This is a genomic window from Paenibacillus sp. HGH0039 (assembly GCF_000411255.1).
GTDB lineage: Bacteria > Bacillota > Bacilli > Paenibacillales > NBRC-103111 > Paenibacillus_F.
This window is the reverse complement of sequence record NZ_KE150413.1, coordinates 1,021,553-1,035,704: the sequence shown is the minus strand read 5'-3', so window position 1 is coordinate 1,035,704 and position 14,152 is coordinate 1,021,553. Positions and strand designations below refer to the sequence as shown.

Below are 14,152 nucleotides of genomic sequence, written 5' to 3'. Positions count from 1 at the left end.
CTCCTTATTTAGATTTGACCGCTTCTTTGAAGTTTTTACCCGCTGTAAATCCTGGGCACTTAGATACATCAATTTGCATTTCTTCACGAGTAGAAGGATTAAATCCCTTACGGGCTGCGCGCGAACGAATTTCAAACTTACCAAAGCCGTGTAGGGCTACCTCCTCACCTTTAGCAACTACATCGACAATTGTTTCAAGAATTGCATCTACAACAGATTCAATATTCTTATTGCTCATATTCAGTTCTTTAGCTACTCGTTTAACCAATTGATCTTTATTCATATTCTTATTCTCCCTTAAAATTAAATGTTTGAAATTTTTCTCTTACTTTATCAGCGATATAGTCAAAGCCTTTAGGAGTCAGCAAAGTTACACTGAATGGCTCTTTATTTCTTGTTGTATGTATTACTTTAAATTTATCAATACCGTTCCTATACTTCTGATAAGGAGTATTGTTGTTCATTAGAATTCCGATTCTTCTCAAAAACTCGAATAATTTATTCCTACCAATATTCAGCACCTTAGCAGCATCGCCAATGGTCATATAACCATCTGCATCTAGAAACTCGTCGTACTTTTGAATTTTAGGTGCCGATAGTTCGAGTTGATGTTCAAGCTCTTTCTTTTTCTTAACTTGACTAAAGTACGCAATAGCTCTATCTTCTTCAGATAGCGCAAGGTATTGTTGAACAGTATTATTAACTGAGTATTGTCCCGTTTTACGGATAGACGGAAGTACTTCACCGGTCACCCACTTTTTAAAACGCTTTGCTTCGGTTTTTCGGCTGTTAAAAATTAATGAGTACAATCCTGACTCATTAATTGTTAGTAATTCCTGCTTGCCACCAGGGGTCCAAATACTGTTTGTACCCTTCTCGTGCTTGTCTAATCTCTTAACCGCCATATTTGTATCTGAATGCTCTAAGATATTACAAATATCTTTAGCTACCCACCATGTCTCATTTTCAATAATAATAGTTCTAACAGTCTTCCCAAAATACTCAAAAATCCTGATTTCATCTTTACTCAATCAGTTAATCATCCTTTTCCATTTATAGTGGTCCAGTGTCAAAGCGCCCTCTTTCAAAGAAAGGCGCCCTGATATCACTGGTTCCGTAATTATGGTTACTCACTACATAATGAGTAGGATGATGATAAGGCTGTCAAAGCCTCGCATTAAGCGATACGATATTTAGTTGTTAGTTGCTTGCCTCTTCACAAGCCGGAGAAGCATCTCACCTTCTCATTTCACTGTCTATATTAAGCGCAAGGATGATGGGTCTATTATTTGATGTGAACAATTGTCACCGAATCCCTGCCTCCCTGCGCTGTGAAGAGAGACATCACTCAAGTTTTAAGCGCTGGTTGTTGATGCTCCCTTTAATACCATTAAGGGTTTTACAATAAAATCGCTTTGCAACAGGATGATTAATGATTTATCATTCTTTTATTTTTATGAAAAAACCACAAACCCAGTGCTGTTGCGGGTTACAGCGATTTTCTAAAGCGGTAGTGATTTTTGTTTCCCTTTAATACGATTAAGAGAAATAGGTAAAATCCTTATTAAATAAAGGATATGAAGACTTTTCTATATCAATAATTCTGTCCTATTGTGCTTGAAACCCAAGCGCATCAAGGGTTACAGCGATTTTCTAAAATTCTAGCAGGCTTTTCTATTCTCTTAATTCACCATGACTTATTCGATTTCTGGGAGTAAAAGATAAATGCTCAACAACATAGATTTTGGCATACACCTATAATAGAGTAATATATATATAATATAAATATAAGTATTAAATATATTAATCATTCTATTATAGGAGTGTGCCATTTTCTATGCTTTTAACTGACTAAAGTATAAGAAAGAAAATACAACAGAGTTATCAATAAATTTAAGATATAACATTGTCAAACGAATGAAACCATTAATTGATTATGAGACATGGTAATTCTATTGATAAATGTGTTGAATTTACAATTAAAATTGAACCCTATCGTTTGTTGTGGAGTACCCTGGTTAAATCTTAGCAATCGCAATACATCCTCCGAATATCCATACTAGTCCTAATAAGTAAAATAAGAAATCCTCTACTGTCGGATCATTAAAACATGCCCACAAAATCAAGACAATACTGGCTAACACCAAGTGTGTTATCACGAATAAAACTAACGTATCTAATTTGCTCATTCTCCACCTCATAAAGTTTAAAATCAAAAAGGTTAAATATTTGTATTCCTTATAATCTTTTAATTATTAATAAGACTCTCTCTTAAAGATCTATTATATACACACCAAATATTTAACCTTTTTATTTTAATAATTGATAAAGTAAGTATTGGCATATCTCTTCCATTCCCCTTCTTTTAGATAATGTTTTGGCCGCTCTATTCTTATGTTCCCTGTCTTTTCTAAATTGTTTATATACTTTTGAATAGTGCTTGTACTTAGCGATAATGTCTCTGATAGCGTAATTAGAGTTACAAAATAACCATTAGGAAATTTAGCACAACTGTACAACAAATACTGAAACAAATAGAACCCAATTGTTCCTAGATCCGGTTTGCTTATGATATCAATAAACCGATGTATTGAGAATAAGTGTGTATTACTTATGTCGTAGAATGTTCCATCAAATACGTCATCCTCATATCGACTAAATCCCTTAATTGGTTTTTTGATTGTATATTTGTGAGGTAAAGCGAAGATTTCGTTATCGTTTAAGTCTTTGTACATTTGAAAAGAAACAAATTGATCCTCGACCTTACTTTGTATAGGAAAGTCGGATAATGTTTCTGTTAGTCCTAATTGATCAAGTAAGCCGTTCTTCTTTATAAGGTAATCAAATGTCTTATTGTTACTGGCAAATCCAAGTACTTCGATTAATGTCTCTTTGGTAAACCAATATTCGTTTCCATATTTGCAGTAACGATACAAATAGCAAATTAAACAGTAATAGCAATAAGCAAAGGCAATGTTTGTGGCTGATTTGAACTGGTTGGTGTTCTGTAGCTCAGAAAAGATCTCGTTATGTATATACACTCTTTCATAATCTTTAGACTGTAACAAGGATATTAGTTTGTGCTTTTCCATTACACCATCCTTTCGCTTGAATTACCTTTGTGAAGGTATAATTAGAGTCTATCATATGTGTATATTATTGTACATTTTTATTTTATAATCCCTAGAAATTAGTCTTCCAATCTTAAATTTTAAGAAAATTGTATATTTTTTCTACTAACTTCGATATCAATCGCTCGTCTATGTAACCACTGTCGTGGAAAAGACGCATGTCAGGAAGTTCTGCAATAGCAATAACTACATAATTTCTGCTGTTCATAATGCTGTCAAATATGGGCATATCATAAACTACATCAATAACTAATGAAATGGTCGCTTCTGACTGGTCTAGTTTCTCTTTGACTCTATCATAAATTTTGTTAAGCAAGTTTCTGTCGATGTAATTAAGTTTATTGTAACCTCCAATGTAAGGATCGTTCCACCATGCTAAGAAAGAAGCTTTTAGTTTTTCAAGTGCAGCCTTTACCTTATCATCTGTAACACGACTTAATATCTCTAAATTGATTAATTGTGTACTAGTATTATCTGCTCTACCATTCCTCACTAAGTCTACCCAAATATTGATAAGAACATGTTGAAGCTCTACTAAGACTGGTTCATCTAAATCTATTGATACCCAAGGAAATTTCCTACGGATTGTTTCGTTTAACTGAATATCAGTGTTCGATATGGCATTCTGAATATATATTATATAATTCAGTGATTCTGAACTTTTGTTGGCAATAATTAATTCGCTCATTACTCTTCCCTCCTAGAACCAAGAACAGCACCTAAACGCTAAGTGCTGTTCTTGGCATGTATTTTATTGCTCTTCTGGTTTCTTAAAATCAACTCCGCCATAGTGATAGAATTTTGTTCCAGCATACAAAGAGCCGCCGTCACCAAGGGTACATGTCTCATGGTCAAGGAAAGCAACAGAACCAGTCAATTCAGCATAATAAGCGCCTGGATCTAATTCTGGGAAGAAACTACTTGGGTTAAATATACCACTAGAGCCTGAAGCACCACCACTACCATAAGTGGTAATATATTCGCTTGTAACATAGGAACCGCTTCTGCTGGCTCCTTTATAAACTGATATTTCAAGAAAAGCTGTATAGGCTACTGGTCGATTAGGATGTATTGACCAATAAAGTCCGTTAGCATCATAGAGTGCAGATGACCCACATGTACCCTTCACAGAACTTGCCGAAGCAGGGGTGGAAATGGTCGGTATCAATAAAGTCAGGAATAATAGAGACAGGAATACTTTTAAATGAGCAGAAACATTAAGTTTCATAAGTAGACTCCCTCCACCTAATGATTTTATCTACACCCGGTATGTATTGTTTAAATCATACCATTTTTTTATATATAATTTCCATATGATTACATAAATAACGTTCTGCAATTTGGAGAATCACTAAAAGTGCAAGCTGCTATTAAATATCGAGACAACTGCTTGCCAATGTTCTTTTAGAGGTTTTAATGATGTGTTGTACTTTGCCATATCTAATGGATATCGTATAAATGGGGATATAATAGGATAATTCAACTCACTTAGATATATACCAGAAAGATATACATTATTTATACACTGGTGTTTGTAGAGTATAAAAGCATGGATAAGACATTTTAACGATAGCGTTACGACAACAAGTACGATGAAAATCTAGGAGAAAAATTAAAATAAGTTGAGTGTAGGAATAGAAGTGCTGCTGCCTCATTCTCTAAAATTAACCGACTTTGGGATGTAAAATACCCCCCTATGCAAGAAATCTGGTTGAATTATACAGTCATACTTTAAATATATATGCATTTTAATGAGTTTTTATTCATATATCACTATATGTTGTGCATGATCCATAATACTATAACTATATACATACATATGTACAAAACCTTGATTTTATACTATTGTACTTATCCTTTTCCTAGAAGAAAAAGAGTTCTTCCTGTAATTCACTTACTTTTTGTAAGTTATCGTTATAGTAACAGAACCGGCTCGGCCTAACACTTTACATTCCCTCTTACATTCTCTTATTCACATTATTCACCTTTCTAATATTTATTCCTTATTACGTATATTTATACACCATTATTACACTTGATCCACCTATTATCTCTCCTTATTACATAGTAATAATCCCATTGTATTCACCCTTTACATAGTCCAATATCCGTTAAATCAGTTGCATATAGTCAATGAATAATCTATCATTGTTTATAAAATAAAACTATACATAATGATATAAATATGTTATAATTATCTTGTAAGGTAAATTATACATAGGAGTTGGAAACATGGAAATTTTCAAGATTCTCCTAACGCTATTGGGATTAATCATTAGTTATGGCCTATTCCGAATAGCGAACAAAAAAAACAAGCTTGAGCTAAAAAAACTCAAACTTGAAATCCGTAAACTTGAACTTGAAGTTGCGGAAAAGGAAAAGAGCGCCCTCCCACTTCGACCAAGAAATGAAAAGCGCTCTTAATCCTAAAACAGCTTGGAAGGGGAAACCCTTCCTTGCTATCAATTATACATGATTGTACATAACGAGTATAGATGCTAAAGAAAGTACCGAAGAATTAATGTAACCTTTATTAAATATAACTATTAAATAAATGATTTATATGATATACTTATTTATGTAAGGAACTCATACATAGGAAGGCTGATGCTGATGCAGGAATGGCTAAAGATTCTACTAACTGCCATTACTACACTAGTCGGAGTCACAGGGTTAGGCATAACCTTGAGAGACTATTTGGAAACTAGGCAGATGAAGAAAAGAATCCTCACCTACGATGAGCATTACAAGCTTCTTCAAATCATTGAGAAAAGGAAGGAGTTACAAGAAAAAGGAATCGAACTTCCCCCTCTTCCGCGACGAATTGGATAGGATAGCACGATTCCTGTAGGCATCGGAGACTGAAAAGTCTCCTTTGTCTCTTCTAATTTAAACGTAATGCCTTACAATTACAAGTAAAGATTTCTTTACTACTAGGAGGTACATATATGACAATTAACAAAAAAGCTTTTACGATAAATCTAATTTCTTTAGTTTTGGGAATTACTTTACTGTTTATTAGAAATGAATCAGATCCAAATTATTTGCGTATGTCCATGCTAGTTATTGGGGTATTTGCAACTATTGTTGGAGCCTATGGCATATTTAAAAGTCTGACAAGTGTAAAATAAACTGAAAGGACTATAACAGATTATGAGCAAATTTACAGGGATTTGTCTTGCTGTCGTTCTGTTTGGTATAGGTATGCTTATCTATGCTTATTTTGATACTGCTAGTGGAGACATTCCAATGTACATAGTAGGGGCTTTGTGCATTATAACAGGCGCTTATGGACTTCTTAGAGGAGAATAGCACTATAACAGCGCAGGGTATTTATTGCAGAGCATTACAAATGTTGTTTGATTCGTTCATGCTGCTTTAACTCTATAGCTAATTGCGCATTTATGCTTCCAAGTCTATTCAACTCGTTCTCAAAACCATCAGTAAATTTAATTACTGGATATTTTTTTGCAACTACATATAGTAAGTGCATACTTCCCAATGCTACATTGGCTATCCACAATAATCTTTCTTTTACAGTCAGATCATCTTCATCATCAAAAAAAACATTGGTATGATCTAAATCATAATTTGATATAGCCATAATAAGATTTGTGTGTGCTTTATGGTGATTGATAGCTTTTTTCATGAAATGTATTTTATCATTAAATTCGTTATAATTTTCCTTAAGCCATGTATGCGCAGGCGTCTTTACTATCTCTTCACTAATAGTACCATCATCATTCCTTGTTGAATATGTATCAAAACTCTTCTCTTTCATAGAATAAGCACAAAGAACAATTGATTCTAATACTATACGTAACATTAGTTGAGATTGTGTATCATGAAGTCTTAATGTTGATAAAAATGCTAGACTTAGCCCATTTTGGAACTCTCTAAGGAACAGGTGAAATGCCTCTAAACTTGGATCAAAGTCATCTATAAACTTTAGGGTATATGCAATCGCTTCATTTGTATGTTCATAAAAGTTGCGATATTTTTGAGCGTTCTTTAGCGTTATCTCATTTTCTGTATTCGCCATTGTTAAAATATCCATGCTATCACCTTCCCCATAAGTCAGTATATCATTGAGCTATATTTAAAGGAGGATTTAATGTTAAATAAATTGCTTAGTGTTGGTAGCGTAATTTTTGGGGTAGGATTGATTGGGCTTAACTATTCAGACAGTCCAGATTTAGGCGATATTATTATGCTTGTTATTGGAGCTGCTTGCGTTATTGCTGGGATAGTTGGATTCATCAAAGCGGACGCCTAATCTGCACATGTAAATCATCAGGATACTTTAGTACCTTATAGAATCAAGGGTATCTTACAGGATATCAGGATACTTAGCGGATACTTGGGGATTTTTTATCCCTCTTAGAATTATTGATGACTTAACAATTGGGTGTTCTTTTGTAAATACTCCCAAGCCCATGGCTGTATATTACATGCGAATCCTCCACGCATTGTGCCAATTGACGAAGCTTGATATATCACTTCTGAGTGTATTAAACCTTTAACTACTCCATCAAATACGTTAAGATTTTGAGACCTAGTATTGTAGTAAAGGTAATGCCTTAAAATATTTTTTTCTTCTTCTGTTAAGTTGTGTAGATATTCTTTCCGATATTCTTTCCACTTTCTATCTCCATTTTTGCCTGTGATAAACTGAAACAACTTGTAGATCAAATGAGTAATCAAAAAACAAAAAGATATGATAAAGGTTAAACCTATCCATGTCTTATATTTCACTGTAAAAGGATCTATTCCAAGCTGTTTTAATATATCTACTGGCAAAAACAGCATTGCTGCAGAGGCTAAAACAATAGGAAACAAGTATAAAGGCGTTAACTTTAGAATATCCAGTATTTTACCCATATCTAATTTCAAGCGCTCCCCTTCTTTCTATAGGTATATACTCCTACATAATATTATGACAAGTGCCAAAAGTTGACAAGAATATATCCAAAATGTTACATTCCAATTATACCACCAAACATACATTCGAGGGGGAATTGAATGAAACGTTTTTTTGACCAACTTCAGTATTTTGAAGATTGGAGAGTTTATCTACTTTTATTAGCGTGTTCATGCGGCTTTGGTTACTTGGCTTATGAACAGCTTATGTTATTTCCGCTTCCGGAAAGCTTCTTAGATAAGTGCCTGAATATTTTTCGTAATCCGGGACCAACCTTTAAAGTAATTGGTCTAAGCTTTTTATCTGCTATTTGTTTTCTAGCTCTTTCAATAGGTTCGTTTTGGAATACTTACATAGCTTATGAAAATGAAAAATATTATAAGTGGCCTGTAATTTTCTTTATCCCTATTGGTATAATGTCCGCATATTTAATTTATTATTTCCTCAGTACCTTTTTGCAACTGTTGTTCTTGTTATTAATCATTGGCATTGTTATTCTCCTTGTATTGTTCAATGAAAGCAAAGATACAAGAACAAGTCGCAGAAAAAGATAACAGAAAAAGAACCTGGACAATTACATCCGGGTTCTTAAACGTTTTCACCAAGCTTGATTTAACCGGCTCATCTCTAATTTAAGTTGTCCGTACTCTTTAGCCAAAAAGTTTATATCAGATTTAGCTTCAGCCGCTGTTATCTTGTCATTTTCCTCTATTCTGTTCAGTTGGGCGATTAATTCCTTCTGAAACTGTTCAAACCTCTTCTCGCTCCGTTCCTGGCTTCCTCTAATCGACTCAATCAATTCGCAAACGTTCTCAAATAGGTCTACAACCTCGTATGATTGCATGGACATAGTATCCCCCTCCCGATCTTAAAATGAGCAAGACAAAGAACCTAGACAGGCGTCTAGGCTCCCCATGATTTATCTAATCCGTTTATTCAATCTGTCTAATTCTAGATCGTGTTGACCAATTTTGGCAGCCAGATAGGCCACATCTTCTTTTGTTGCAGCTTGTTCCAGTTTGCCACTCTTTTCGATACTGTCTAGCCTTGTAAGGATCTTCTCAAGTAAACCTTTTATTTCTTGATCCATCATATTAACCTGCTCCTTTACTGCGTATTTTATAAAATCATCTATACTAAACGCGCCTAGGACACGGAGTTTTAGGCAATGTACAACTTGGCCAGATAGTCTAATCCTTTTGGAGTCACAAAGGTGGTAGGTATAATTTTATTTTTGTATTTATTTATTTTATTAACGTTTTTAACTACGAATAGACCACGGTCTATGTACTGTTGTTTAACAACGTTGCTTCCTTTTAGAATTATTCCACGCTTACGGAGATCCACAAACATTTTATTCCGACCAATCCCAATACTTTTAGCGGCTGAATTCATTGTTATGAGATTGGAAGCGTCAAATAGTTGTGAGTAAAGGCGTTCGATTTCTTGTAGCGCGGCTTTGTATTTAGATTCAAGTTCTATAAAATAGCGTCTAACTTCTTTTTCCTTTTGATTGTTTTCAACCATTGCCAGCTCTTTCGCCATGTCCAAACTTAAAATATGATCTACTCTTGGACGTCCTCCAGTACTTTTCCCCCGATTCGGGGTAAAGTCCTTCCCCAGTTCAAAGGAATATTCTTCTACCCTTCCTTTTAACCAAGTGCTATAGTCTCGGCGTACCCCTAAATACTCTTTCAAATCACGACCATCAACAACACTCTCACCTTTTTCGTTACGATAAACTGGTACAAACTCATCCTCAATTAACTCTAGACTTTCTAAACTCACTCAATACATCATCCTTTTCTCCTTTTTAACCAGATTGATCACTTGACACTGTCATCATATCACATTTTATATTTATTGCAATCATTTATTATTTAATTCTAAATAGAATATATATTCCCTTGTATACATAAAACTAAATGATTACAATATTATTAAATCAATATAATAAGAGGTGTTTATTTATGAGTAAACAACTTCTAAATTGTGAAGATGATAAGATGGTTACACGTGGAGACATATGGATGGTAAAGTTCGATGGGATTGGATCTGAGCAACATGGTTTAAGGCCTGCATTAGTTTAATCGAGGAATTAGATATGGATCAACAGTTATTGTTTGTGCTATTACTGCTCAAATACACAAAGCAAAATTGCCTACTCATGTTGTATTAAAAGCATCTCCAAACGGAATTATTAAGGATTCAGTTGTTATGCTTGAGCAGGTAAGAACAGTTGATAAGTCTAGGCTGCTACATAAGCTTGCTAAAGTTGGACCAATAACAATGAGTAAAGTTGTTGAAGCTCATGCGATTAGTTGCTCAGGTGATATATAAAAGAAAAAAGACGCTCAGCGTCGTCTATACATAGTGTTAGATTTCGTATTGTAGTTTTTGTACTAGTGCTATTTTACCTGTTTCTTTATTAATGTGATCAGCTACACCGTCACAGTATTTCTTATCACGATCAACCAAGAATAAAGCATCAATCTGCTCATTATCCTTATTTGTATACGTTAATTGAATGTAATGTTGTGTAACCTCTTTCTTCTGCTGTTTCGTACCTAAGCCGCTCATCCCCCCTACTACAGCCCCAATAGGCCCCAATAGTAAGCCGCCAGCAATCCCCCTAAGAATAACTGACTTCTGCTGATCGTCTAAGACGATTTCTTGAGCAGATACCCCTCTTGCAAATTGGAAACGATCCATAGGAATAATTTGAGTGTTGTTAATTGTGATGTTGTCCTTGTTTGTAACTACCTTTGCAGAGATGCCTGTGCCTATACCAGGAATACCTAAGACGTGCTTGCCATCAAATGATGAACTAGGCTTTTTATTATTTTCTTTGTACCCTTTAAAGGACAAGTAAAGGAAATAAAATAAGACAAAATAAAAAAATAAACAATTTATCCAATTTAATTCCCCCATACAATTTGTTCCCTAAATATACCATACAGATAGGATAAAAGACTATACAAAAACCCGAATTCGAAAATGAATTCGGGCTTCTTCGCTTTCCTTACTTTTGAACATTATCTTTAATTTTTAAAACATATCTTCCATCTTCATCTATATAGTCATCACTCGGAATATGTTCAATGACATCGGAAATTTTGCATTCTAGTTTATTACAAATGTCATCCAATATAGACAATGCAACATTTTCATTTTTCCATATTTTAGCGGTCGTTGATGAAGAGAAGCCCATATAATTCATAAATTCCGTTTTGGACATTTCCTTTTCAACCAGTAGTCTTTTTAAAGGTTTGTAACTAAACATTGTATATCCCTCCATAAACAAATATACAGTATAGCGATTGCAAGCACAAATTATTTTCGCGTTTGCGAAATAAATATTCGAAAAGTAATTGACAGAATTTTTGCGAATGTGTATATTTAATTTAATAAATCGAAAATTAAATTCGTGAAAACGAAAATAAAAGGAGTTTCGTTATGAAAAACAAATTCGCAATTGCACTCTTCACCAATCCTATTAGACCTGTAAATGAAAATGATTTGCGAGGCTCGTTTAAGGCTAAGATGGCATAAAAAATTGATAAGGCGGTGATACCTTTGTTTACTTGCCCAAAGTGTAATTCTGAAGTTGATTTCGCTGGTTACCATGTTACAGACGAAGAAATAAAAGAACAATATGAATGCTTCAACGAACACTGCAACTATGTTGAGTTAAGGGATGCAATTACTCAAATTTAGGTATTTGGAACTACTCATTGACATCTTCTGGAACTAATGATACATTTTAATACGAACACACATTCTTATTTTGCGAACAAAAAAAGAACCTGTTTAAGGTTCTTTACTAATCTCTGAGTCCTTTACGGTAATAATATCTGCAATATCCAATAATCGTTTTTTATCGAAATCAGATAAGAGCTTACCGTTATGTGAAATTTTATTCTTACTACGTAATAGTTGCTTAAGTTCAATGAACATGTAGCGCCCAATTTCTTCGTGAACATAAATAACGCCCTTTGACCGATCCGTATATATCTCACCTTCATGATCACTCATTGATTGCTCATCGAGATAACCGGCTCTTTGTAATAGGTCTTCATAAGGATCAATAATCCACCACTTACCTAATGGTTGAAGTGGGGGCTTGAAAAGCCCTTATTGACTACCCTAAGTCTTTCGCAGACTACGTTGGATTGGTCATGACACCTTCGAATGCTCTTCAAGTTCGCTGCTCTGTCGTCTATGGTTAAATGTTCTGATGGGTAGGAACTGTGCTGTAGACCTAACAAGCCTTTCCAACATTGGGTATGAGGCATAATACTCCGAATGGAGGTATACGCAATGTTCGTATACGTTATCAATCAACATGGGAAACCTTTAATGCCTTGTTCACCAAGAAAGGCAAGGAATCTATTAAAGTCTAAAAAAGCAAAGGTTGCAAAACGTACTCCATTTACTATCCAGCTAGTTCATGGAAGTGCTGGTTACATACAACCGATTTCATTAGGTGTTGATGCCGGTACAAAGCATATTGGTATATCCGCTACTACAGAAAAGAAGGTTTTATTGGAAGCAGATATCAAACTGCGTACCGATATTCAAGAACTTCTGGCGACACGCTCACAATTTAGAAGAGCTAGGCGAAGTCGAACTACTCGTTATCGCAAAGCAAGGTTTCTCAACCGTAAAAAACCGAAGGGTTGGCTCGCCCCATCAATTCAACATAAAGTGGATTCACATGTTAAAATAGTAAAATTTGTTCACAATATTCTTCCTGTCACTCATATCATTATTGAAGTTGCACAGTTTGATACGCAATTATTAAAAAATCCTTCAATCCAAGGCGTGGAGTATCAGCAAGGAGAACAAATGGGTTTTTGGAATGTGCATGAATATGTATTATTTCGTGATAAACATATCTGTCAACGTTGTAAAGGAAAGAAAAAAGATAAAATCTTAAATGTACATCATATTGAAAGTCGTAAGACAGGCGGAGATAGACCAGATAATTTGATTACCCTTTGTGAAACATGCCATAACGAGATACATCAAAAAGGATTGGAACATACAATTTCACGTAAATCACCTTCCTTACGTGATGCTTCACAAATGACTGTAATGCGGTGGTTTATCTATAACGGATTGAAAGAAATCTATCCCCATGCAAAGTTAACTTACGGATATATCATAAAGAACACTCGTATAAGGCACGGATTAGAAAAATCCCATATGGCCGATGCGCGCTGTATTAGTGGTCATCCATTAGCGAAATCAAACGATGCGGTTTATACCATGAAATTTGTTCGCAAGAACAATCGTCAACTGCACACAGCAACCATTGGCAAAGGTGGAAGACGTAAGACTAATAAAGCAGAGCGTTTTGTGTTGGGTTTTCAGTTGTTCGATAAGGTAATCTATGAAGGGCAAGAGTGCTTCATCTTCGGCAGAAGAATAAGAGGTTATTTTGATATCAGACAGTTAGACGGCACTAAGATTCACACCTCCACTAGTTTCAAGAAACTAAGAAAAGTCGAATACGCAAGCACATTGTTAATAGAGAGGAGAATAAGCGATTCCTCCCCGACTTACTCATCCGCTTAAAAGTTGGGGTATCTTCGCTTACATTTGATGAACTATCTATTTGCTATTGCAATCTTTATTAATCCTAAAGGTAAGAAAGAACTTTATTATGGTGAATCAGAAGAAATCCAAAACAGACTCTCTAACATTCATGCCGATTTCAATTATTTCCAAAACGAGGAACAGCTAATCGCAAAATTAAAGATCATTTCAGAGACAAAGGAGTATAAAAAAATTAAATATACACCCTTGATGAGTAAATCTAGTATTATAATACCTCATTGGATATATCAAATATATAATTATAATGGGGTTTACATTCATTATGGCGAAAAAGAAGCCGTAAGGCAAGCTGTCGCAATTCATAGCAAAGGGAAACAAGTGTACGGAAAAGCTTATCCATCTAAATTTCAAATGTTATGGCAACTCGAATATTACAAGATTGAAAAGGAAAATGCGACATACATAGCTGTTTAAGTCATCATGAGACATAAGAGTAAAATGAAAGGAGACAATACTTTGAAAATTGAACCTATTAAGA

At 34.6% G+C, this 14,152-nt stretch carries 19 protein-coding genes; 8 read left to right on the top strand and 11 right to left on the bottom strand.

Features of this window, described 5'->3' with window-relative positions:
* Positions 1-4: 4 nt before the first annotated feature.
* The 4 genes from HMPREF1207_RS19000 to HMPREF1207_RS29360 all read right to left on the bottom strand — a co-directional run bounded on the left by HMPREF1207_RS19000 (position 5) and on the right by HMPREF1207_RS29360 (position 4,359).
* The gene (locus HMPREF1207_RS19000) at positions 5-283 is read right to left on the bottom strand and encodes an HU family DNA-binding protein (RefSeq protein WP_009671542.1); all 279 of its coding nucleotides are present in this window, start codon (positions 281-283) and stop codon (positions 5-7) included.
* Between the two features lie 4 nt (positions 284-287).
* On the bottom strand, positions 288-1,031 hold the full coding sequence (locus HMPREF1207_RS18995) for a BRO family protein (RefSeq protein ID WP_009671567.1): 744 nt from the start codon (positions 1,029-1,031) through the stop codon (positions 288-290).
* Positions 1,032-3,204: 2,173 nt separating this feature from the next.
* Positions 3,205-3,819, bottom strand: coding sequence for a hypothetical protein (locus HMPREF1207_RS18985; protein ID WP_009671560.1), 615 nt, complete (start codon positions 3,817-3,819; stop codon positions 3,205-3,207).
* 63 nt (positions 3,820-3,882) lie between these two features.
* Positions 3,883-4,359: a hypothetical protein gene (locus HMPREF1207_RS29360; protein ID WP_016423896.1), complete on the bottom strand. Its 477-nt coding sequence runs from the start codon at positions 4,357-4,359 to the stop codon at positions 3,883-3,885.
* Positions 4,360-5,363: 1,004 nt separating this feature from the next.
* Here HMPREF1207_RS29360 and HMPREF1207_RS18980 point away from each other — a divergent pair.
* Together HMPREF1207_RS18980 and HMPREF1207_RS18970 are read left to right on the top strand one after the other, a co-directional pair.
* Positions 5,364-5,555, top strand: a complete 192-nt coding sequence (locus HMPREF1207_RS18980) for a hypothetical protein (protein WP_016423895.1) — start codon at positions 5,364-5,366, stop codon at positions 5,553-5,555.
* Between the two features lie 524 nt (positions 5,556-6,079).
* On the top strand, positions 6,080-6,262 hold the full coding sequence (locus HMPREF1207_RS18970; RefSeq protein WP_016423893.1) for a hypothetical protein: 183 nt from the start codon (positions 6,080-6,082) through the stop codon (positions 6,260-6,262).
* A gap of 215 nt (positions 6,263-6,477) precedes the next feature.
* On the opposite strand, the gene HMPREF1207_RS18965 is transcribed toward HMPREF1207_RS18970, so the two are convergent.
* Entirely contained in the window at positions 6,478-7,188 is a 711-nt protein-coding gene (locus HMPREF1207_RS18965; RefSeq protein ID WP_009671558.1) for a hypothetical protein, read from the bottom strand.
* A 57-nt stretch (positions 7,189-7,245) separates the two neighbouring features.
* Here HMPREF1207_RS18965 and HMPREF1207_RS29350 point away from each other — a divergent pair, with 57 nt between their 5' ends.
* The gene (locus tag HMPREF1207_RS29350) at positions 7,246-7,407 is read left to right on the top strand and encodes a hypothetical protein (RefSeq protein WP_016423891.1); all 162 of its coding nucleotides are present in this window, start codon (positions 7,246-7,248) and stop codon (positions 7,405-7,407) included.
* A gap of 110 nt (positions 7,408-7,517) precedes the next feature.
* Here the strand turns inward: HMPREF1207_RS29350 and HMPREF1207_RS18960 are convergent, their stop codons facing one another.
* Complete coding sequence (locus HMPREF1207_RS18960) at positions 7,518-8,024, bottom strand: superinfection exclusion B family protein (protein WP_016423890.1); 507 nt, start codon at positions 8,022-8,024, stop codon at positions 7,518-7,520.
* 129 nt (positions 8,025-8,153) lie between these two features.
* Between HMPREF1207_RS18960 and HMPREF1207_RS18955 the strand changes: the two genes are divergently transcribed.
* Entirely contained in the window at positions 8,154-8,606 is a 453-nt protein-coding gene (locus HMPREF1207_RS18955) for a hypothetical protein (RefSeq protein WP_016423889.1), read from the top strand.
* 44 nt (positions 8,607-8,650) lie between these two features.
* On the opposite strand, the gene HMPREF1207_RS18950 is transcribed toward HMPREF1207_RS18955, so the two are convergent.
* The 3 genes from HMPREF1207_RS18950 to HMPREF1207_RS18945 form a co-directional block, all read right to left on the bottom strand.
* Entirely contained in the window at positions 8,651-8,902 is a 252-nt protein-coding gene (locus HMPREF1207_RS18950) for a hypothetical protein (protein ID WP_009671566.1), read from the bottom strand.
* A gap of 69 nt (positions 8,903-8,971) precedes the next feature.
* Positions 8,972-9,145 (bottom strand): hypothetical protein, encoded by a 174-nt coding sequence (locus HMPREF1207_RS29345; protein WP_016423888.1) that lies wholly within the window; start codon positions 9,143-9,145, stop codon positions 8,972-8,974.
* Between the two features lie 68 nt (positions 9,146-9,213).
* A complete protein-coding gene (locus tag HMPREF1207_RS18945) occupies positions 9,214-9,840 on the bottom strand; it encodes an antA/AntB antirepressor family protein (protein ID WP_009671571.1) in 627 nt (208 codons plus the stop codon).
* A 137-nt stretch (positions 9,841-9,977) separates the two neighbouring features.
* Between HMPREF1207_RS18945 and HMPREF1207_RS30675 the strand changes: the two genes are divergently transcribed.
* Together HMPREF1207_RS30675 and HMPREF1207_RS30670 are read left to right on the top strand one after the other, a co-directional pair.
* On the top strand, positions 9,978-10,142 hold the full coding sequence (locus tag HMPREF1207_RS30675; protein WP_331271696.1) for a type II toxin-antitoxin system PemK/MazF family toxin: 165 nt from the start codon (positions 9,978-9,980) through the stop codon (positions 10,140-10,142).
* 67 nt (positions 10,143-10,209) lie between these two features.
* Complete coding sequence (locus tag HMPREF1207_RS30670) at positions 10,210-10,392, top strand: type II toxin-antitoxin system PemK/MazF family toxin (protein WP_331271695.1); 183 nt, start codon at positions 10,210-10,212, stop codon at positions 10,390-10,392.
* Between the two features lie 36 nt (positions 10,393-10,428).
* Here HMPREF1207_RS30670 and HMPREF1207_RS18940 read toward each other — a convergent pair whose 3' ends face one another.
* Both HMPREF1207_RS18940 and HMPREF1207_RS18935 read right to left on the bottom strand, forming a co-directional pair.
* Complete coding sequence (locus HMPREF1207_RS18940) at positions 10,429-10,983, bottom strand: hypothetical protein (protein ID WP_016423887.1); 555 nt, start codon at positions 10,981-10,983, stop codon at positions 10,429-10,431.
* 91 nt (positions 10,984-11,074) lie between these two features.
* The gene (locus HMPREF1207_RS18935) at positions 11,075-11,335 is read right to left on the bottom strand and encodes a helix-turn-helix domain-containing protein (protein ID WP_009671562.1); all 261 of its coding nucleotides are present in this window, start codon (positions 11,333-11,335) and stop codon (positions 11,075-11,077) included.
* A gap of 1,037 nt (positions 11,336-12,372) precedes the next feature.
* On the opposite strand from HMPREF1207_RS18935, the gene iscB reads away from it, so the two are divergent.
* Positions 12,373-13,632 carry an RNA-guided endonuclease IscB gene (gene iscB / locus HMPREF1207_RS18925; protein ID WP_009671551.1) on the top strand — a complete coding sequence of 420 codons (1,260 nt, stop codon included), beginning with the start codon at positions 12,373-12,375 and terminating at the stop codon, positions 13,630-13,632.
* Positions 13,633-13,656: 24 nt separating this feature from the next.
* On the top strand, positions 13,657-14,088 hold the full coding sequence (locus HMPREF1207_RS18920; RefSeq protein WP_231392113.1) for a hypothetical protein: 432 nt from the start codon (positions 13,657-13,659) through the stop codon (positions 14,086-14,088).
* Positions 14,089-14,152: the final 64 nt, after the last annotated feature.